Origin of the sequence: Phreatobacter sp. AB_2022a (genome assembly GCF_026847585.1) — a bacterium.
GTDB lineage: Bacteria > Pseudomonadota > Alphaproteobacteria > Rhizobiales > Phreatobacteraceae > Phreatobacter.
In genome coordinates, this window is sequence record NZ_JAPSET010000010.1 from 64,673 (window position 1) to 84,004 (window position 19,332).

The following is a 19,332-nucleotide window of genomic DNA, read 5'->3' on the forward strand; positions in this document are numbered from 1 at the left end:
TCCCGCGCCCGGCATCAGGCCTTCAGGGACATGATGAGGCCGGCCGATGGCGAGATCCGCCCTTCGAGCATGTCGTGATAGGCGGCCTTGATCGCCTCGGGGCCATGATGGTCCTCCACCGTCAGCCAGTCGTCGACCGAGGCTGCAAGCTCCGCCCAGACGCCGGCGAACCGCTGGTCGAGACCGCCCGGGCCCCAGTCGGCCGCGCGCTTGGCGATCTGATCGGGCGCGAAGAAGAAGGTCGGCCGCGCGCCGGGCAGTTCCATGCGGCGGGCGAGGCCCTCCCAATGGGTACCGCCGACGCGGCACGAATATCTGATATTGTCGCCGAAATGCCGGTGCACGCGGGTCAGGAGATCGGCGCTGCCGGCCATGTCGACATAGACGGTCGGGACCGCGGCATCGAGGCTCTCGATCGCGTCATAGGTCACCACCCTGTCGAAATAGCCGACGCTCTCGACGAAGGCACCGTTGACCGGCGAGGTCAGGCCGAGAACCGGCACGTCCCGCGCGGCCAGGCGCCGGTGGCAGAAGGCGAGGCCGAGCGAGGTCTTGGACGAGGCGCTCGAGACCAGCACCTGGCGCGCGCCGAAAAAGCCGTTGTCCTCGAGGAAATCGGCGATCAGGAACGAGGTGACCACCAGCGGCTTCAGGATCATCTGGATGCTTTCACCCGAGCGCGTATAGGCCGGGTCGTGCGCGACGCGATCGTAGCTGTTGTAGACCGCCGGCAGCTTGGCGCGGTGCGGGCTGACGTCGACGAAGCGGCGCGGCGACAGGCGCCCCGGCTCGACCACGAGATGGGTCGACATCGGAAAATAGCCGTAGACCCGCTCGCCGGCGGCGAGGCCGTCGGCGCCCGAGGCCACCACGTCGGCGAAACCCCAGACCGGCACCCGGCCGAAGCCCTGGCCGGCGGGGAAGAAGTCCCAGTAGGACATCTGGTCGCCGAAGGCGGCATAGGTGATGTTGTTGGCGGTCAGCGCGAAATGGTCGATCGCCAGCACCGCCTTGCCCGCGGCGGTCACGGCGGCGACGTCGATCTCCTCGGTGACGACCCGCGACTGGCGGAGATCCGCCCGGCCGACCTCCAAGCTCGTGGCGTGCAGCACTGTCGCAGGCTCGGTCATGCTCGGGATCTTTCCTTCGAATGTAAGATTGCGGGCCGCCTTCCGCTCAGGCGGCCGGGACGGTCGCGACGCGCTTCAGGATGGCATCGATGTCGCTGCCTTGCGGCAGGATGCCGAAGGACCGGCCGCCGTCGCCGGCGATGCGGGTGGCGACGAAGGTGTCGGCCACCGCCCGCGGCGCGTGCCGGATGAGCAGGCTGGCCTGCAGGCTGAGCGCCATGCGCTCGGCGAATTGCCGCGCCTGTCCCTCCTGCGGCACATGGCGCAGGCCCGCGGCGAGGTCGTCGACATAGCGGTCGAGCCGGGAATCGACGCCGCGCGCCAGGCCGATCTCGTGCTGGAAGACGTCCCGTGCCGCCGGCTCCTTCATCAGCGTACGCAGGATGTCGAGGGCGATGACATTGCCCGAGCCTTCCCAGATCGCGTTCAGCGGCGCCTCGCGGTAGAGCCGCGGCAGCGGGCTTTCCTCGACATAGCCGGCACCGCCATGGCACTCCATGCATTCGTAGACGAAGTTCGGATTGCGCTTGGTCAGCCAGTACTTGCCGATGGCGACGGCAAGCCGCGCGAAGGCCTTTTCCTCCTCGCTGGTGCCCGAGAAGGCGCGCGCCACCCGCATGGTGAGCGCGGCCGCCGCCTCGTATTCGACCGCCAGGTCCGCGATCACCGCGCGCATTACCGGCTGGTCGATCAGCGTCTTCTGGAACGCCCGGCGGTGGCTGACATGATGATGGGCCTGCGCCAGAGCCATGCGCATGATGCCGAGCGTGCCGGCCATGGTGTCGAGCCGGGTGTGGTGCACCATGTCGATGATGACGGAGACGCCGCGGCCCTCTTCGCCGAGCAGGCGCGCATAGGTGTCGTGGTATTCGATCTCGCTCGAGGCGTTCGACTTGTTGCCGAGCTTGTCCTTCAGCCGCATGACGTGCAGCGTGTTGCGCGAGCCGTCGGGCAGGATGCGCGGCACCAGGAAACAGGACAGGCCCCGCTCGGTATTGGCGAGCGTCAGGAAGCCGTCCGACATCGGCGCCGAGCAGAACCACTTGTGGCCGACGAGACGATAGGCCTCGCCGTCGCGCCGGGCCTTGGTCGAATTGGCCCTGACGTCGCTGCCGCCCTGCTTCTCGGTCATCGCCATGCCGACGGTGACGCCGGCCTTGTCGGCGATCGGCCGCAGCGGACCATCGTAGCGTCCCTCGACGATCTTCGGCAGCCAGGGCCCGGAGACATCGGGCTGGTGGCGCAGCGCCGGCACGCTCGCATAGGTCATGCTGATCGGGCACATCACGCCCTGCTCGGCCTCGGTGAACAGCGCCAGCGCCGCGGCATGGGCGACATGGCTGCCCGCCCGGTCCTCGGCCCAGGCGATGGAGTGGATGCGATGGCGCATCGCGATCTCCATCAGCCGGTGATAGGCCGGGTGGAAGCGCACCTCGTCGATGCGCCGGCCGTAGCGGTCGAAGACGGTCAGCTCCGGCGGATAGCGGTTCGCCTCCTCGCCGAGCGCCAGCACCTCCTCGGAGCCCATTTCGGCGCCGAGCGCGGTGAGCGGGGCCTCCACCCATTCGCCGCCCTCGCGCCGGGCCGCCTCGCGCAGCACGGGATCGGACAGGAACAGGTTGCGGCCGGCGAATTCGGGCGGCTGGTTGGTCACCTCATGGGTGATCAGATGGGTCGCGGGGGCGTGGCGCGGCATGGCCTGGTTCTCCGCAGGGCTGCTTTTTCGAGGCAAAGCTTGCCATGGAAAAACAGCGCCGACCATAGGTTGCGGATCGGCCGAAGGATGCAGAGGTCTGCGCCGGCTTTCATCGGGCCCAATGCACCGAAGCTGGCGGTGGTTCGCGCCTCGAACCACGGCGAACCGTCATGCCATTCGATCGTTGACCATGCCGGAGGGGCCGCGCGCCGGGGCGCGCGGCCGGATGACGTCAACGGCCCTGCATCTGCGCCTGGGCCGAAACGAAGGCGTCGAACGGCAGTTCGGCGACGCGGAACCAGACCTGCTCCTTGCGCCAGTAGGGCAGCCAGGAATCGTAGAACTTCTTGAAGTTCGGGTTGGACGCGGCCAGCTCGCCATAGAGCGCCATGGCCTCCTTGAAGGCGGCCTGCATGACGTCCTGCGGGAAGCCCTTCAGCTCGGCGCCGGCGGCGACCAGGCGATAGAGCGCGTCGGGGTTCTGGTTGTCGTATTTGGCGACGCTCAGGGTCAGCGTTTCCGCGCAGGCCGCCTCCAGCACCGCCCGGTAATGCGCCGGCAGGCCGTTCCACTTCTCCATGTTGACGAAGAAGGAGACGTTGGCGCAGCCCTCCCACCAGCCGGGATAGTAGTAATATTTGGCGACCTTCTGGAAGCCGAGCTTCTCGTCGTCATGCGGACCGGAGAACTCCGCCGCGTCGATCGTGCCACGCTCGAGCGCCGCGTAGATGTCGCCGCCGCCGATCTGCTGCGGCACGACGCCGAGCCGGGCCATGATGGTGCCGCCGATGCCGGCAATGCGCATCTTCAGGCCCTTGAGGTCGGCGACCGACTTGATCTCCTTGCGGAACCAGCCGCCCATCTGCGCGCCGGTATTGCCCGAAGGGATGACATGGACGTTGTAGCCCTTCATGAAATCGCGCACGAGCTCGAGGCCGCCGCCCTGATAGAGCCAGGCGTTCTGCTGGCGCGTATTGAGGCCGAAAGGCAGCGAGGTGTCGAAGGCGAAGGCCGGATCCTTGCCGATATAGAAGCTCGACAGGGTGTGGCTGCACTCCACCGTGCCGTTCTGCACCGCGTCGAGCGCCTGCAGCGCCGGCACGATCTCGCCGGCCGCGAAGGTCTGGATCTGGAACTGGTTGTCGGTCGCCTCGGCGACGCGCTTGGCCAGATGGGTCGAAAGGCCGTAGAGCGTGTCGAGGTTTTTCGGGTAGCTCGACGTCAGGCGCCAGGAGATCTTCGGGTTCGACTGGGCGACCGCCGGTGCGGCGACGGCGGCGACGGCGCCGGTCGCGATACCCGAGGTCTTGATGAAATTGCGGCGGTCCATGGTGTTCCTCGTAGCGAAGCCGCCTCGTTCTGGCCGCGCCCGCTTGGGGTCGCCGCCACCGGCGGAGGCCGGAACCTAGCCGGTTTCGCGCGCGCGGGCCATGGGGCGCGGGATCGGGCCTGTCATGTGGTCCATGAGGCCTAATGACGGCTCGGGCCGCCGGTCCCGCCGGTCCATCCGCCGCGGCACCGCGGCGCGTCCATGACCTTCGGGGTCATGGACCGTCACAAGGCGCCCCTCACCGGAGCCCGCCGCCATGGCCGTCACCTATACGATCGTCCTCGCCCTGAAGCCCGGCCGCGCCGAGACCTTCCTCGCCCTGCTGGCGCCGGTGCTCGACGCCATGCGCGCGGAGGCGAGCTTCATCAATGCCGTGCTGCACCGCGACCCGACCGATCCGGACCGCTTCATGCTCTACGAGACCTGGGCCGATGCGGCCGAGCTCGCCGAGGTTGAGATGCGCCGCGCCTACCGCGCGACCTATTGGCAGGCCTTGCCCGACCTGCTGCGCGAAGAGCGTGGCATCGCCGCCTGGCAACCGCTGCGCGCCGATTTCGGACGGGCGCCGGTTGCAAAGCGGTAACCGTCGCGCCGCATGGCACCCCGCGGTTGAGGGCCTGTCTTCCAGCGCCGAAACGCATTATCAATGCGCCCCTGAGATGGATGCCGCGTTGCAATAGGCCGCCCTCCGGTGCGGCGGGCCGCGGAATGTGAAGGCACTGCCATGGGGCTAAGGGATCTGCTGGCGCCGCGCGCGCGGCGGATGACGCTGGTTGCGGGTGCCATCCTGGCGGCCGGCCTCGGCGCGAGCCTCGTCGCCCATGCCGTGGCGGAGCGCTGGATCGCCGCCGACATGCAGCGGCGCTTCGCCGCCGACGCCGCCGACACCACGGCGGCGATCGGCGAGCGGCTGCGCACCCATGCCGAGGTGCTGGTCAGCATGCAGGGGCTCTATGCCTCCATCGGCCGCATCGACCGCGCCCAGTTCCGCCGCTATGTCGACGTGCTCGACCTTGCCCGCCGCTATCCCGGCTTCCAGGCGCTGCAGTCGCTGCGCTATGTCAAGCCTGCCGAGCTCGACGCCTTCGTCGCGGAGGTGCGCGGCGATACCAGCGTCGACCCGCGCGGCCAGCCCGACTTCGCCGTCCAGCCTCCCGGCCCCCGCTCCTCCTACAATGTCGTCGAATTCGTCGAGCCGCTGCGCGGCAACGAGAATTCCTTCGGCTTCGATGCCGGCGCCAATCCGGCCCAGCTCGATTCGCTGCGCCGCGCGGCCGAGACCGGCCGCATCGTCGCCACCCCGCCGGTCCGGCTGGTGCAGGATGCGTCCGGCGGCCAGGGCTTCATCCTGCGCGCGCCGATCTATCGGGTCGGCGAGCCCGCCCAGACCGCCCTGCAGCGCACCGCCGCGCTGCGCGGCTTCGTCGCCACCGTCTACCGCATGAACGACCTGATGCGCGGCGTCATCGACCAGCGCACCCTGCAGCAGACCCATATCCGGGTGGTCGACCGCGGCTATGCCAAGGCCAATGCCGAAGGCGTCATGACCGGCGAGCCGGAGGACGAGACCGGCGTCGCCACGCTGATGTACGACAGCCTGGAGGCCAACCTGCGCCTCGTCACGCCGGTTGCCACCGCGCCGCTCGGCATTGCCGCCGAACGCTCGCTGGTCGTCGGCGAACGGGTCTGGCACGTCCAGTTCGCCGCCCGCCCGGGTTCGATCTACGAGCTCGACCACGCCGTGCCCAATCTGGTGCTCGGCAGCGGCGCGGTCATCAGCCTGCTGATCGCGCTGCTCTCGGCCATCATCATGCGCTCGCGCCGGCTCTCCGGCAGCCTCAGCGCGCTCGACGCCGAACAGCGGGCCCTGGTCGACAATCCGCTGGCCGGCATCCTGTTCACCAAGGGCCGCCGCATCCTGCGCGGCAACCGCCGGATCGCCGCCCTCACCGGACGCCAGACCGACGACCTGCCGGGCACCGAGATCGACGCCCTGGTGGCCGACAAGGCCGATGCCGACGCCTTCGGCGCGGCGCTGAACCGCATCCGCGACAGCGCCATGGCGACCGAGGTGGAGCTGCATATCCGCCACAGGGACGGCTCGACCCTGCTGGTCGACGCCTATGGCAAGCCGCTCGGCCCCAGCGGCCGCAACGGTCCGGGCGAGATCCTCTGGGTGCTGCAGGACAAGACCGATGCGCTGATGGTGGAGGCGGAGCGGCGCGACCACGCGCTGAAGCTGCAGGAGGCCAATGCCCGCCTGACCGCTTCGCTCACGGCGTCGGAGGCGCGCACCCGCGAGATCGCCCTGCTCACCGAGCTCAGCGGCCTCCTGCAATCCTGCCAGGGCCTCGACGAGATCTTCTCGGCCGTGAAGAGCTATGCCGGCCATCTGTTCCCCGACGAAGCCGGCGCGCTCTACCTCTTCAGCGAGACACGCGACGCGGTGCAGCGCGGCGCGCAGTGGGGCGCTCTGAAGGCCGACATCGCCGCCTTCCCGCCCGACGCCTGCTGGGCGCTCCGGCGCGGCCGGGCCTTCCCGATCTCGGAGGCGAGCCAGGGCCTCACCTGCAGCCATGCGAGCGCCTGCTGCGCCGTGCCGGGCGCCGGCTTCGTCTGCCAGCCGCTGATCGCCCAGACCAACCTGCTCGGCCTCCTCTATCGCGAGACCACCGCGGACGCGGCCAACGATGCCTCGGCCAACCAGCTCGCCACCATGCTGGCCGAGCAGGTCTCGCTCGCCATCGCCAATCTGGAGCTGCGCGAGCAGCTGCGTGCCCAGGCGATCCGCGATCCGCTCACCGGCCTCTACAACCGCCGCTTCCTGGAGGAAGCCCTGGCGCGCGAGATCGCCCGCAGCGTCCGCACTGGCCGGCCGCTGTCGCTCGCCCTGCTCGACATCGACCATTTCAAGCAGATCAACGACCGCCACAGCCACGAGGCGGGCGACGTGGTGCTGCGCGACATCGGCCGCACGCTGCTCGAAGCCATGCGCAAGGGCGACATCGTCGGCCGCTACGGCGGCGAGGAATTCCTGCTCATCCTGCCCGGCATCGGCCTCAACGTCGCCGAGCAGCGGGTGGGCGAAGTGCTCGAGGCCGTGCGCCGCCTGCGCGTCACCTGGTCCGGCGGCGACCTCGACGGCATCACCTGTTCCATCGGGCTCGCCGTCATGCCGCTGCATGTCGACGAGGGCGAGGACCTCCTGCCGGCCGCCGACATCGCGCTCTACCGGGCGAAGGCTCTCGGCCGCAACCGTCTGGTGGTCAGCAGCCGCACCGGTCCGGGCGGCACCGAGACCGGCCAGGACAAGGACGCGCTGAAGGCGGCGGGCTGAGACCGGCGGCATCGCCGCCCGGCATGTGTCCGGCGCACGGCTTTGCCGCAGGTCCGAACCGTTCCGCGGACGAGAAAAGCTGTTACCGTCCCCTCTGGCCGGGACACCGGCGGGCAAGTGCGGCGAGGGAGAAGCAGCGTGAGCGACGATCCTGTCGGGGCCTTCGTCCCGGGCCCGCGCGCCCGCCGGCCCGGCCGGCCGGGCGGCCCGCTGTCGGGCCTCACCTTCGCGGCCAAGGACCTGTTCGACGTCGAAGGCGTTCCGACCGGCGGCGGCAACCACGACTGGGCCGCCGGGCGGCCGGTGCCGGAGCGGCACGCCTGGGCCGTGCAGGCCCTGCTCGATGCCGGCGCCGATCTGGTCGGCAAGACCATCACCGACGAGGTCTCGCTCGGCATTCTCGGCGAGAACGCCTTCGACGGCACGCCGGTGAACACGGCCGCGCCCGACCGGGTGCCGGGCGGCTCCTCGTCCGGCTCGGCCGCGGCGGTCGCCGCCGGGCTCTGCGACATCGCGCTCGGCACCGATACCGGCGGCTCGATGCGCGTGCCCGCCAGCTTCTGCGGCCTCTACGGCATCCGGCCGACCCACGGCCGGATCGACGTGACCGGCATGCTGGCGCAGGCGCCGAGCTCGGACACCTGCGGCTGGTTCGCGCGCGATGCGAGGACCTTCGCACGCGCCGGCGCCGTGCTGCTCGGCGAGCCGCCCGGCGCCCTGCCGACCAGCCTGATCGTCGCGGTCGACGCCTTCGGTTTCGCCGATCCGGCGGTCGCCGAGGCGCTGAAGCCCATGGTCGCGCGGCTCGGCCGCATCGTCGGCGCGGTGCGCGAGGAGATCATGGCGCCCCAGGGCCTCTCGGTCTGGGCACGGGCGCAGCGCATGCTGCAGCCGGTCGAGGCCTGGCAGACCTTCCAGCCCTGGATCGAGCGCGACAATCCGCGCCTCGCCTTCAGCGTCGCCGCCGGGCTGATCGCCGGCGCGCAGGTGTCGCCGGCCGAACGCAACTGGGCGGCGCTGATGCGCGAGGAGGCCCGCGCCCGGCTGCGCTACCTGCTGCCGGCGGGCACCATTCTCTGCCTGCCCACGACGCCCTTCCCGGCCCCCCTGCGCGGCCTGCCGCTGCCGGCCCAGCAGCCGCTGCGCGACCGTATCACCTGCCTGTGCGCCCAGGGCGGCCTCACCGGCTCGCCGCAGGTCAGCCTGCCGGGCGCCAAGGTCGACGGCGCCCCGGTCGGCCTGTCGATCATCGGCGGCCGCGGCACCGACTCGAGCCTCATCGCCGTCGCCGAAGCCATGGAAGCCGCAGCATGACCGACCTGACCCCGAACCTGCCCGAGGTGGTGGCCGAGATCCGCTCCCTGTTCGAGCGCTACGAGCAGGCCCTGATCGACAAGGATGTCGAGGTGCTCGACGCGACCTTCTGGAACAGCCCGCACACCATCCGCTACGCGCTGCACGAGAACGGCTACGGCTTCGACGCGATCCACGCCCATCGCGTCGCCCGCCCGCCCGGCCCCGGCATCAAGGAAAAGCGCCTGCGCCTGGAAATCCTCACCCTCGGCCGCGATTTCGCGACCGTGAACCTCGAGTTCAAGATGCGCGGCCGCGACGTTGTCGGCCGCCAGAGCCAGACCTTCGTGCGCTTTCCCGATCTCGGCTGGAAGGTGGTCTCGGCCCATGTCTCGACCATGGAGGGCGAGAAGCCCTGGTGAGGTGAAGGGCAGCTCGGTCCGCGCCCGTTCGCCGGCACCGCCGGGCGGGCTGCGCCTCAGCCCTCCCTCAGGAAGCCGTCGATCACCCCGGCAAGCTCCCGCTCGCATTCGCGATGCGGCACATGGCCGATGCCCGCGAAAATATGGGCCCGCCCGCGCCCCGCGGCGATGCGGCGGGGATGTTCGAGCGAACCATATTCGTCCGTGTCGCCATGCACCGCCAACACCGGGCAGCGCAGGCGGGCGAGCGCTTCGTCCAGCGTCCACGGCGCGAAGTCCGGATTGAGCCAGGTGCGGATCCAGGCATCCACCACCCAGCGCGCCTTGTCGCCGTGGTAGCGGGCGACGCGCGCGAGATTGGCGGGATCCTCGAAATCGCGCTCGGCGACACGCAGCCCGTCGAGCGTGCGGTCCTCGACGAAGGCCTGGGCCGCGATCGTCACCAGCTTCTCGCAGCGTTCCGGCCAGCGCGCCGCCGTCTCCGCCGCCATGCCGCCGCCGACGCTGTGGCCGCAGGCGACGAACCGCCCGATGCCGGCCGCGGCGCAGAGCCGCGGCACCACCTCTTCGGCCTCGGCGCGGATGAAGCCCCGGCCAAGCCGACCGGGATGGGCATCGGACCGGCCGAAACCGAGGCGGTCATAGGCCAGCACGCGCCGCCCGGTCACCGCCGCGAGCGTCGCCGGAAAGCTGCGCCAGAGCTCCACGCAGCCGAGCGAATCGTGAAACAGGATGATCGGCGCGCCCGCCGCCGCTTCCGGCGCCCAGCCGCGGAAGAACAGGCGGCCCGCGCCGAGCTGCAGCCAGCCGTCGGTTTCGGTGATGGCGGGTGGACGGGTGTCGGACATCGGACTTCTGCGCATTCTACGGTCGGTATCCGAACATGACGCGACGCCACACGAAATGCGTCAATCCGCCGTTCGACCGGCCTGCATGGACGGGTTTCGTCGCGTTCGCTCGGTCCGGTGCTACGGCGGGCCATTGGATCAGGCCACGCCAACATTGAAACGCGTTGCTCGCGGGTCCCTTGATCGCGCGGTTTCGATCCACGCTCCCGCGAGGGGAGCGACAATGGAGGGACTATGGACTGGGATCAGTTCGAGACGTTTCGATCCACGCTCCCGCGAGGGGAGCGACGCCTGCCGGCGGCCGATTGGATCGCGCAGATCGAGTTTCGATCCACGCTCCCGCGAGGGCAGCGACTCGCCGGCGGCATGAACCTCGCACAGATCGCGAAGTTTCGATCCACGCTCCCGCGAGGGGAGCGACGGGCCTCGGCCGCAGGTGAGCCCGCCAGCGCCATGGTTTCGATCCACGCTCCCGCGAGGGGAGCGACCGCGTGAAGCTTGTGCCGTTCGACATCCAGATTCCTGTTTCGATCCACGCTCCCGCGAGGGGAGCGACTCAAGCGGCAGTGGTTGCCCGTCTGCGTCAGCTAGTTTCGATCCACGCTCCCGCGAGGGGAGCGACAGGTTTCCGATGTCGGGCGCGATGCGCAGGCCGCGTTTCGATCCACGCTCCCGCGAGGGGAGCGACGAGGCGCGGTCCGAAATGATCGGTGATCGGCTTCAGTTTCGATCCACGCTCCCGCGAGGGGAGCGACTATGAGCAGCACAAGCTCAAGTACGTGAAGCCCGAGTTTCGATCCACGCTCCCGCGAGGGGAGCGACGATGACGGGCAACGACCCGTGTTGGGCGGCGGGCTGTTTCGATCCACGCTCCCGCGAGGGGAGCGACGCTGGCGTCGAAATGTAGTAGAGGCCGCCGTCGGTGTTTCGATCCACGCTCCCGCGAGGGGAGCGACCGCCGCTCGCGCCCGGACCTCAGCCCAAACAACGTCGTTTCGATCCACGCTCCCGCGAGGGGAGCGACTCGCGGATGCCGCGGGCAAGCTGCAGCTCGCCCTTGTTTCGATCCACGCTCCCGCGAGGGGAGCGACGTCGCGCTCTTGGCATATTCGACATCGAGCGAGAGGTTTCGATCCACGCTCCCGCGAGGGGAGCGACGCTGGCCGGTCCGCAACGTGGCATTGGTCCAACCCGTTTCGATCCACGCTCCCGCGAGGGGAGCGACCGCCCCTTGATAAACGCCTTTTCGATCTCATGAAATCGGGCTGGGAGCGCGAACCTCCAGCCACGCCGGTCCGGACCGATGGCAGCAGCCTGTCAGCCGGCCCTCTTCGTCCATGTTTTCAATGGCTTGAGCCAAGCGCGAACCTGCCGGGAATGTCCGGCCTGCTTGGGGTTCGCGCCTGAGACGGTCTGGCGATGGGCGGGCGGATGCGCCGACCGCACCGTCCTCCGCTACGAAGGAACGGGAAGAGATCGAGGTCATGCTTCGGCGCCGCCCCCTTGGCCGAGACCCCGCGCTCCAGCTTCGGCACCATCCCGGGCTCGGCGCACAACGGCGCCCCCGCTCCTCACTCCAGCTCCAGCACCACCCGGTGCAGCGCGGTGTCGTCCGGGTCGATGCCGACCTGGAAGCCGAGGTCGCGGGCGAGCGCGATCATCCTGTGGTTCTCGTTGAGCACCTGGCCGTAGATGCGCTTGATGTGCTGCTCGCGGCCATAGTCGATGATCAGCCGCATCATGGTCTGCCCGAGGCCGCGGCCCTGCATGTCGGAGCGGATGAACACCGCATATTCGGCGCTTTCGTTGTCCGGGTCGGCGTGCAGGCGCACCGTGCCGATGAGCTCGCCGGTCGTCTCCTCCAGCGCGACCAGCACCATGGAGCGGGCATAGTCGATCTGGGCGAGCTTGGCGATGAAGGCGTGGCTGAACTGCTTGATCGGCGCGAAGAAGCGCTGGCGCAGGTCGTCCGGGTCGACCCGCTCCAGGAAGTCGCGGAAGATCGCCTCGTCCTCCGGCCGCACCGGCCGGATGCGGAAGCGGTAGCCGCTGTCGGTCGTCACCGTCCGCTCCCATTCCTTCGGATAGGGGCGGATGGCGAAACGGGGATGGCCGCCGGCGCCGAGCCGGGCCGCCTTCGGCGCGCCGACAGCAATGCGCGCGTCGAGCGCCAGCACGCCGCCGGCATCGGCGAGCAGCGGATTGATGTCGATCTCGGCGATGTCGGGCAGGTCGGCGGCAAGCTGCGACAGGCGCACCAGCACCTCGGCCACCTCGGCGATATCGACAGGCGGCACGTCGCGATAGCCGGCCATCTGCTTCGATATGCGCGTGCGCGCGATCATGTCGCGGGCGATGCGCATGTCGAGCGGCGGCAGCGCCAGGGCCCGGTCGCGGATCAGTTCCACCGCCTTGCCGCCACGGCCGAACAGCATCACCGAACCGAAGGTCGCATCGTCGGCAATGCCCACGATCAGCTCGATGGCGCCCGGCCGGTGGATCATCGGCTGCACGGTGACGCCCTCGATCCGGCATTTCGGCATGTCCCGGGGGATGCGGGTCAGCATGTCTTCTGCCGCCGCCTCCACCGCCGCGCGGCTCGACAGGCTGAGGCGCACGCCGCCGACGTCGGATTTGTGCACGATGTCGGGAGAGACGACCTTCACCGCGCAGGCATGGCCGTCGGCGAGGAACGCGGCGGCATGCTCCCCCGCCTCGGCGGCGGTATGGGCGAGGCGCACCGGGCTGGTGCCGATGCCATAGGCGGTGAGGATGCGGTCGACGAGCAGCGGGTCAAGCCAGCGCCGGCCGGCGGCGATCGTCTCGGCGATCGCCGTGCGCAGCTTCTGCAGGTCGGCCGGCGGCACGATGGCGGCGCTTTCCGGCGTCTCGAGCAGCGCCTCCTGGCCGCGATTGTGGCTCACCACATGCATGAAGCCGCGGACCGCCTCCGATTCGGTCGGATAGCTCGGCAGGCCGGCTTCGGCGAAGGCGGCGCTCGCCGCCTCGTGGTCGCCGAGCCAGACCGAAAAGACCGGCTTCACCCGTTCGCCCTTGGCGCGACGCCCGGTCACCACGCCGGCCACGGCCCTGGCCGCGTCGCGGCTGGCGAGCAGCGCGGTCGGGCAGTTCATGACGAGGACCGCGTCGATGCCGGGATCGTCGAGCGCCGCCTCCATGGCCTCGGCATATCGCGCCGCGTCGGCATCGCCCAGAATGTCGATCGGATTGCCGTGCGGCGCCTCGGCCGGCAGCAGCGCCTCGAGGCGCGCGCGGGTGAGCATGTCGAGCTCGGCGAGGCGGCCGCCGCGCTCGATCAGGCTGTCGACGGCGAGCGCGCCGAGACCGCCGCCATTGGTGACGATGCCGAGCCTGTCGCCGTAGAAGGCCGGAAAGCGCGACAGCGTCTCGGCCGCCGCGATCAGCTCGTCGAGATCGGCGACGCGCACCAGCCCGGCGCGGGCGAAAGCGGCGCTGTAGACGTCGTCCGCTCCGGCAAGGGCGCTGGTATGGGTGCGCATCGCGCCCGACGTTGCCCGGTGCCGGCCGGACTTCAGGACGATGACCGGCTTGGCGCGCGCCGCCGCGCGGGCCGAGGCCATGAACTTGCGCACGTCGCGCACCGTCTCGATGTAGAGGAGGATCGCCCGGGTGCGGAAGTTCGATGCGAAGAAGTCGAGGCAGTCGCCGACATCGACGTCGATCTGATCGCCCAGCGTCACCACGCCGGAAAAGCCGATATTGCGCGCCTCGGCCCATTCGAGCAGGGCGGCCGCGATGGCGCCCGACTGCGAGACCAGCGCCAGCGAGCCGCGCCGCGTCGCATGCGGCGCGAGGCTGGCGTCAAAACCGACATGCGGGGCGATGATGCCGAAGGAATCCGGGCCGATGAGGCGCAGGCCATGCCGCCTCGCCGTCTCGGCCATGGCGTGCACGGCTTCGGCGCGTCCCTCGCGCGGCAGGGGCGAGACGATCACCGCGCCCTGCACGCCGCCGATCGCCGCCGCCTCCTGGACGAGGCCCGGCAAGGTCCGGGCGGGCGCAGCCAGAACGACGAGATCCGGCGGCTTGGGCAGCGCCGCGAGGGAGGCATAGGCGGGAAGCCCGCCCACCTCGGCATGGCGCGGATTGACGGGGTAGAGGTCGCCGGAAAAGCCGGCCCGGCGCATGCTGGCCAGCACCGCCTGGCCGAGCGATTGCGGCCGGTCCGAAGCGCCGACGATGGCGACGACGGACGGGGCGAAATTGCGATCGAGCCGGTAGAGCGACATGGGACCTCCCGGAAGAACCGCGCGGCGCAGCGGCGCCAGATCAGCGCCGCGATGGTTGACCGTCACATGAGCGCGCGCAAGGGGGCGCGATGACGCCTGTTCACCGATGATGAACGGCGCGGCGACGGGCCGCGGTCCATGGTTCTCCCGTCTGGTGCCCGCATGCGCGATGCCGGGCGCCAGACATCACGCCGTCTCGTATTTCTCCAGGAACGCCTCGACGCCGAGCGCGCGGAAATCCGGCAGCGCCAGGCGCAGGCGCTCGTGGCTCCAGTCCCACCAGGCGAGCGCCTGCAGCCGCTCGGCGACGGCTTCCGAAAAACGCCAGCGGATCGGCTTTGCCGGATTGCCGCCGACGATCGTATAGGGCGCGACGTCCTTGGTGACGATGGCGCCCGCCGCGACCACCGCGCCGGTGCCGACGGTCCGGCCGGCCAGCACCACGGCGCCATGGCCGATCCAGACGTCGTGGCCGATCGTCACCGCATGGGCGCGGCGCCAGTCGAAGAAGCCGGCCTCGTCAGGCTCGCCGTCGAAATAGCGCGAGGCGCGATAGAGGAAATGGCTCTGGCTCGCCCGCTCGGTCGGATGGTTGCCGGGATTGATCCGCACGTGGCGGGCGATCGAGCAGAACTTGCCGATCCCGGACATGTCGATCTGGCCGTCCTGCACGATATAGGAATAGTCGCCCATGACGCTTTCGGAGATGACCGTGCGCGCGCCGACCTCGGTATAGGCGCCGAGGCGGCTGTTGGTGACGATCGCGTCGGCATGGATCGACGGCGTGGTGCCGAGCTTGGTCATGGCGGTCTGCTCCCTGAAGGTCATGCGAGCCCGGGACCCGCGGCGGGAATCCGGACCGGACCTCGCCGTCATCCCCGCAGATGACACGACGATGACGCATCGATGACAATCCCGAAGTATTCGGAATGGAAATCGGCCTGTCATACGCGTGATGGTCGCGTCACAAAACTGTAATTCGCCTGGCCTAGAGCGTTGAGCATCAGACCAGCCGGCTCCCCGCCGCGGCGCTTTTTGCTGTCTGCCAAGGTTTTGCTCATGCTCGTCATCGACAAGGTTACCCGACGATTTGGCGCGAAGGCCGCCGTTTCGGACGTCTCTCTGGAGATCGCCGACGGCGCCTTCATCGGCGTGATCGGCCGGTCCGGTGCCGGCAAGTCGACCCTTCTGCGCATGATCAACCGCCTCGCCGACCCGACCGAGGGTCGCATCCTCGCCGACGGGCGCGACGTCACCGCCCTTGCCGGCGCCGACCTCAGGGCTTGGCGCCAGTCCTGCGCCATGATCTTCCAGCAGTTCAACCTGGTCGGCCGGCTCGACGTCCTGACCAATGTGCTGATGGGCCGGCTCAACCATGTCAGCCAGGCGCGCGCGCTGCTCAAGCTGTGGACGGCCGAGGACAAGGCGATCGCCCTCTCGGCGCTCGAGCAGTTCGACATCGGCTCGCTCGCCAGCCAGCGCGCCGAAAGCCTTTCCGGCGGCCAGCAGCAGCGCGTGGCGATCGCCCGCGCCCTGGTCCAGGAGCCGAAATACATCCTCGCCGACGAACCGATCGCCTCGCTCGACCCGCGCAACACCCGCATCGTCATGGACGCGCTGCAGCGGATCAACCGTCACTACGGCATCACGGTTCTGTGCAATCTGCACTCGCTCGACCTCGCCAAGACCTATTGCGACCGCCTCGTCGGCATGGCGCAGGGCCGTGTCGTGTTCGACGGCGCGCCCGCCGAGCTGACCCCGGCGGCCGCGCGCGAGCTCTACGGCATCGAGGCCGACGAGGTCCTCGACAGCCACACCCCGGTGCCGGCTGCGGCCGGCGCCCTCGTCACCGCGTGACCGCCTCCCCGTCTGGAGATCATTGAGACCATGTTCGACCGTCGCACCGTGCTGGCCGGCCTTGCCGGCCTTGGCCTCAGCCCCCTCGGCGCCCGCGCCCAGGGCCAGGGCTGGCAGAGCCGCTATCCCGAGCTGGTCCTCGCCGTGATCCCGGCCGAGAACGCCTCGGGCGTCACCGAGCGCTATGCGCCCTTCGTCGACTATCTCGCGCGCACGCTCGGCACCAAGGTGACGCTGCGCATCGCCAACGACTATGCGGCGGTCATCGAGGGCCAGCGCGCCGGCCAGATCCACCTCGCCTATTACGGCCCGGCCTCCTATGTGCGCGCCCGCACCGTCACCAACGGCGTCGTCGAGCCCTTCGTCACGACCATCAATTCCGACGGCTCGATCGGCTACTATTCGGTGCTCTATGTGCGCGCCGACAATCCGGCGACGCGGCTCGAGGACCTGCGCGGCAAGAACCTCTGCCTCGTCGATCCCAACTCGACCTCGGGCAACAACGTGCCGCGCTTTGCCATGAACAAGCTCGGCATCGCCAATCCCGACCAGTTCTTCTCCCGCGTCGTCTATGCCGGCAGCCACGAGAACGCCGTCTCGGCCGTCCAGCAGGGCACCTGCGACGCCGCCTTCAACTGGTGGAACTCGGAGACCGATTCCAACCTGACGCGCATGGCCAACAAGAACATGGTGCGCGCCGACGACTTCAAGATCATCTTCAAGTCGGACCTGATTGCCGGTTCGCCCTACGCCTATATCAACACGCTGCCGGAAGAGGCGCGCGCCGCCATCCTGAAGGCCTTCATGGACGCGCCGACCGCCGACAAGGCGGCTTTCGACCGCCTGTCCGACGGCAAGGACCGCGGTTTCCACGCCGTCACCCACCGCGACTACGAGACCATCGTCGAGCTGCAGCGCTTCGTCGACCAGATGCGCCGCGCGCGCAGCTGAGCCCTCCCCCCGGGCGACCTCCAGCGGGGTGGATCCTCCAAGATCCACCCCGTTTCTTTAGGCCGGGAATTGGCCTGGATGACGTGCATGGCAAAACGGGCCGCGTGGTTCGAGGCCCGCCTGCGGCTCGCACCTCACCATGACGATCGGGGCGGATTGCAGCAGCGACGGCGCTGACGGCGCACCAGAGCTCGCGACTGCATGAACAGCCCTCATGCCATTCCCACCCCTCCTCATGGTGAGGTGCGAGCGGAGCGAACCTCGAACCACGACCGCCCGTGACGCAGGGCACGATGCCGAGCAAGACATCGGAAAGCCCCGAAAAGCCCGGACAGGAGACCCATGGCGAGCGCCATTCCCCGCCTTCCCGACCCGCAGCTCGCGCCGCTCGAGAACGCCTACCGCGATGCGATGGGCGCCAAGCGCCGCCAGCTCGTTCTCGGGCTCGTCCTGGTCGCCGCGGCAACCCTCGCCGCCGGCCATGTCGCCGATGTCGATCTTTCCAAGCTGGTGGGCAACATCTGGCGCTTCACCGACTATATCGGCCGCATCTTCGTGCTCGACAACGGACCGGCCGCCGGCCGCTTCGTGCTGTCCGACCCGGCCGAGTGGATGTGGGGCCTCGGCAAGTGGCTGAAGCTGCTCGGCGAGACCTTGCTGATCGCCTATGTCGGCACGGTGCTGGGCGCGATCGGCGGCTTTGCCCTGTGCTTCTTCTCCGCCGGCAATCTCAGCCCGACCCATGCGGTGCGCATCCTCGCCAAGCGCTACCTGGAATTCTGCCGCACCGTTCCCGAAATCGTCTTCGCCCTGATCTTCGTCGTCTCCTTCGGCCTCGGCCCGGTGCCGGGCGTGCTGGCCATCGCCATCCACACGACCGGGGCGCTCGGCAAGCTCTTCGCCGAAGTCGTCGAGAACATCGACATGAAGCCGGTCGACGGGCTGAAGGCGACCGGCGCGACCTGGGTCGAGACCGTGCGTTTCGCCGTCGTGCCGCAGGTCCTCTCCAATTTCACGAGCTATGCGCTGCTGCGCTTCGAGGTGAACGTGCGCGGCGCCTCCGTCATGGGCTTCGTCGGCGCCGGCGGCATCGGCCAGGACCTGATCGAGGCGATCCGCAAGTTCTACTATCCCGACGTCTCCGCCATCCTCGTCCTGATCATCGTCACCGTCATGGTCATCGACCTTCTGACCGAGCGTGTGCGCCACGCGTTGATCGGCCTGGAGAACCGGCCATGACCGCACGCGCCGCCAGTCCCCATCCCGTCGTCGCCGAAGCGCTCGCCCGCAGGGACGAGATCGCCGCCCGCCACCGGGACGTGTTCCATCCGCCGGTGCGCCGGCGTCTCGTCGCGGCAGGCACGATCCTCGCGCTCGCCGCGCTTCTCGTCTTCGGACTCGTCGCGCTCGAATTCTCGGCCGCCAAGATCCTGTTCGGCTTCGGGCGGCTGGCCGAATTCCTCTGGCGCATGCTGCCGCCCTCGACCGGCACCTGGTCGAAGTTTTTCGTCTACCTGCACGCCCTGGCGGAGACCGTGGCCATCGCCTTTCTCGGCGTGATGGTGGCGGCGATCCTCGCCCTGCCCTTCGGCTTCCTCGCCGCGAAGAACGTCATCCCCAACGCCGTCGTGCATTTCCTGTCGCGCCGCTTCCTCGACACGATCCGCGGCGTCGACGAGCTGATCTGGGCGCTCATCTGGGTCAGCGTCGTCGGCCTCGGGCCGTTCGCCGGCGTGCTCGCGCTCGTCACCGCCAATTTCGGCGTTTTCGGCAAGCTGTTCTCGGAAGCGATCGAGGCCGCCGACCGCAAGGCCGTGGAGGGTGTCGCCTCGGTCGGCGGCAGCCGGCTCGACGGCATCCGCTTCGGCCTCCTGCCGCAGATCCTGCCGGTCATCGGCAGCCAGGTGCTCTATTATTTCGAGAGCAATACCCGCTCGGCCACCATTATCGGCATTGTCGGCGCCGGCGGCATCGGCCTGCACCTTGCCGAACAGATCCGCGTGTTCGAATACCAGCACGTCTCGGCGCTGATCCTGATGATCCTCGCCGCAGTCATCGCCATCGACTTCGTCTCCACCCGCCTGCGCTTCGCGCTGATCGGCTCCGGGCAGCGCTGAGGCCGCGCCCGGACCGACCCCCGACTTCGTGCGCCCCGTGAGAAGACCGCTGCCCCGGTTCATGGCAATCGGCAGATGGG

The 19,332-nt window shown here is 69.4% G+C and carries 14 protein-coding genes and 1 CRISPR repeat array; of the genes, 8 read left to right on the forward strand and 6 right to left on the reverse strand.

What is annotated here, in order from left to right; all coding sequences use genetic code 11:
- Positions 1–14: 14 nt before the first annotated feature.
- The 3 genes from OZ671_RS09550 to OZ671_RS09560 form a co-directional block, all read right to left on the reverse strand.
- Positions 15–1,130, reverse strand: a complete 1,116-nt coding sequence (locus OZ671_RS09550; RefSeq protein ID WP_268860540.1) for a DUF2855 family protein — start codon at positions 1,128–1,130, stop codon at positions 15–17.
- A gap of 46 nt (positions 1,131–1,176) precedes the next feature.
- On the reverse strand, positions 1,177–2,826 hold the full coding sequence (locus OZ671_RS09555) for an acyl-CoA dehydrogenase family protein (protein WP_268860541.1): 1,650 nt from the start codon (positions 2,824–2,826) through the stop codon (positions 1,177–1,179).
- Between the two features lie 232 nt (positions 2,827–3,058).
- Positions 3,059–4,156 carry a TRAP transporter substrate-binding protein gene (locus OZ671_RS09560; RefSeq protein ID WP_268860542.1) on the reverse strand — a complete coding sequence of 366 codons (1,098 nt, stop codon included), beginning with the start codon at positions 4,154–4,156 and terminating at the stop codon, positions 3,059–3,061.
- Between the two features lie 256 nt (positions 4,157–4,412).
- Between OZ671_RS09560 and OZ671_RS09565 the strand changes: the two genes are divergently transcribed.
- The 4 genes from OZ671_RS09565 to hpxZ all read left to right on the forward strand — a co-directional run bounded on the left by OZ671_RS09565 (position 4,413) and on the right by hpxZ (position 9,208).
- Positions 4,413–4,739: a putative quinol monooxygenase gene (locus OZ671_RS09565; RefSeq protein ID WP_268860543.1), complete on the forward strand. Its 327-nt coding sequence runs from the start codon at positions 4,413–4,415 to the stop codon at positions 4,737–4,739.
- A 141-nt stretch (positions 4,740–4,880) separates the two neighbouring features.
- On the forward strand, positions 4,881–7,493 hold the full coding sequence (locus OZ671_RS09570) for a sensor domain-containing diguanylate cyclase (RefSeq protein ID WP_268860544.1): 2,613 nt from the start codon (positions 4,881–4,883) through the stop codon (positions 7,491–7,493).
- A gap of 138 nt (positions 7,494–7,631) precedes the next feature.
- Entirely contained in the window at positions 7,632–8,807 is a 1,176-nt protein-coding gene (locus tag OZ671_RS09575; RefSeq protein WP_268860545.1) for an amidase, read from the forward strand.
- On the forward strand, positions 8,804–9,208 hold the full coding sequence (gene hpxZ / locus OZ671_RS09580; RefSeq protein WP_268860546.1) for an oxalurate catabolism protein HpxZ: 405 nt from the start codon (positions 8,804–8,806) through the stop codon (positions 9,206–9,208). The genes OZ671_RS09575 and hpxZ overlap by 4 nt, the downstream gene beginning before the upstream one ends.
- Positions 9,209–9,264: 56 nt before the next feature.
- Here the strand turns inward: hpxZ and OZ671_RS09585 are convergent, their stop codons facing one another.
- The 3 genes from OZ671_RS09585 to OZ671_RS09595 all read right to left on the reverse strand — a co-directional run bounded on the left by OZ671_RS09585 (position 9,265) and on the right by OZ671_RS09595 (position 15,131).
- A complete protein-coding gene (locus OZ671_RS09585; protein WP_268860547.1) occupies positions 9,265–10,056 on the reverse strand; it encodes an alpha/beta fold hydrolase in 792 nt (263 codons plus the stop codon).
- A gap of 190 nt (positions 10,057–10,246) precedes the next feature.
- Positions 10,247–11,281: direct repeats of the CRISPR family, unit length 32 nt; unit sequence GTTTCGATCCACGCTCCCGCGAGGGGAGCGAC.
- A gap of 346 nt (positions 11,282–11,627) precedes the next feature.
- Positions 11,628–14,327, reverse strand: a complete 2,700-nt coding sequence (locus OZ671_RS09590) for a bifunctional acetate--CoA ligase family protein/GNAT family N-acetyltransferase (protein WP_268860548.1) — start codon at positions 14,325–14,327, stop codon at positions 11,628–11,630.
- A 186-nt stretch (positions 14,328–14,513) separates the two neighbouring features.
- On the reverse strand, positions 14,514–15,131 hold the full coding sequence (locus tag OZ671_RS09595; protein ID WP_268860549.1) for a chloramphenicol acetyltransferase: 618 nt from the start codon (positions 15,129–15,131) through the stop codon (positions 14,514–14,516).
- 255 nt (positions 15,132–15,386) lie between these two features.
- On the opposite strand from OZ671_RS09595, the gene phnC reads away from it, so the two are divergent.
- From phnC to phnE (OZ671_RS09615), 4 genes are all read left to right on the forward strand, one after another.
- A complete protein-coding gene (phnC, locus tag OZ671_RS09600; protein ID WP_268860550.1) occupies positions 15,387–16,184 on the forward strand; it encodes a phosphonate ABC transporter ATP-binding protein in 798 nt (265 codons plus the stop codon).
- A gap of 30 nt (positions 16,185–16,214) precedes the next feature.
- Entirely contained in the window at positions 16,215–17,135 is a 921-nt protein-coding gene (gene phnD / locus OZ671_RS09605; RefSeq protein ID WP_268860551.1) for a phosphonate ABC transporter substrate-binding protein, read from the forward strand.
- Between the two features lie 342 nt (positions 17,136–17,477).
- Positions 17,478–18,374, forward strand: coding sequence for a phosphonate ABC transporter, permease protein PhnE (phnE, locus tag OZ671_RS09610; RefSeq protein ID WP_268860552.1), 897 nt, complete (start codon positions 17,478–17,480; stop codon positions 18,372–18,374).
- A complete protein-coding gene (gene phnE / locus OZ671_RS09615; protein WP_268860553.1) occupies positions 18,371–19,252 on the forward strand; it encodes a phosphonate ABC transporter, permease protein PhnE in 882 nt (293 codons plus the stop codon). Before phnE (OZ671_RS09610) ends, phnE (OZ671_RS09615) begins: the two co-directional genes overlap by 4 nt.
- The last annotated feature ends 80 nt before the right edge of the window (positions 19,253–19,332 follow it).

Excerpts from the sequence above, each read along its gene's own strand:
- OZ671_RS09550 (WP_268860540.1), bottom strand. The coding sequence starts at position 1,130 with ATGACCGAGCCTGCGACAGTGCTGCACGCCACGAGCTTGGAGGTCGGC.
- OZ671_RS09555 (WP_268860541.1), bottom strand. The coding sequence starts at position 2,826 with ATGCCGCGCCACGCCCCCGCGACCCATCTGATCACCCATGAGGTGACC.
- OZ671_RS09560 (WP_268860542.1), bottom strand. The coding sequence starts at position 4,156 with ATGGACCGCCGCAATTTCATCAAGACCTCGGGTATCGCGACCGGCGCC.
- OZ671_RS09565 (WP_268860543.1), top strand. The coding sequence starts at position 4,413 with ATGGCCGTCACCTATACGATCGTCCTCGCCCTGAAGCCCGGCCGCGCC.
- OZ671_RS09570 (WP_268860544.1), top strand. The coding sequence starts at position 4,881 with ATGGGGCTAAGGGATCTGCTGGCGCCGCGCGCGCGGCGGATGACGCTG.
- hpxZ (WP_268860546.1), top strand. The coding sequence starts at position 8,804 with ATGACCGACCTGACCCCGAACCTGCCCGAGGTGGTGGCCGAGATCCGC.
- OZ671_RS09585 (WP_268860547.1), bottom strand. The coding sequence starts at position 10,056 with ATGTCCGACACCCGTCCACCCGCCATCACCGAAACCGACGGCTGGCTG.
- OZ671_RS09590 (WP_268860548.1), bottom strand. The coding sequence starts at position 14,327 with ATGTCGCTCTACCGGCTCGATCGCAATTTCGCCCCGTCCGTCGTCGCC.
- OZ671_RS09595 (WP_268860549.1), bottom strand. The coding sequence starts at position 15,131 with ATGACCAAGCTCGGCACCACGCCGTCGATCCATGCCGACGCGATCGTC.
- phnC (WP_268860550.1), top strand. The coding sequence starts at position 15,387 with ATGCTCGTCATCGACAAGGTTACCCGACGATTTGGCGCGAAGGCCGCC.
- phnD (WP_268860551.1), top strand. The coding sequence starts at position 16,215 with ATGTTCGACCGTCGCACCGTGCTGGCCGGCCTTGCCGGCCTTGGCCTC.
- phnE (WP_268860552.1), top strand. The coding sequence starts at position 17,478 with ATGGCGAGCGCCATTCCCCGCCTTCCCGACCCGCAGCTCGCGCCGCTC.
- phnE (WP_268860553.1), top strand. The coding sequence starts at position 18,371 with ATGACCGCACGCGCCGCCAGTCCCCATCCCGTCGTCGCCGAAGCGCTC.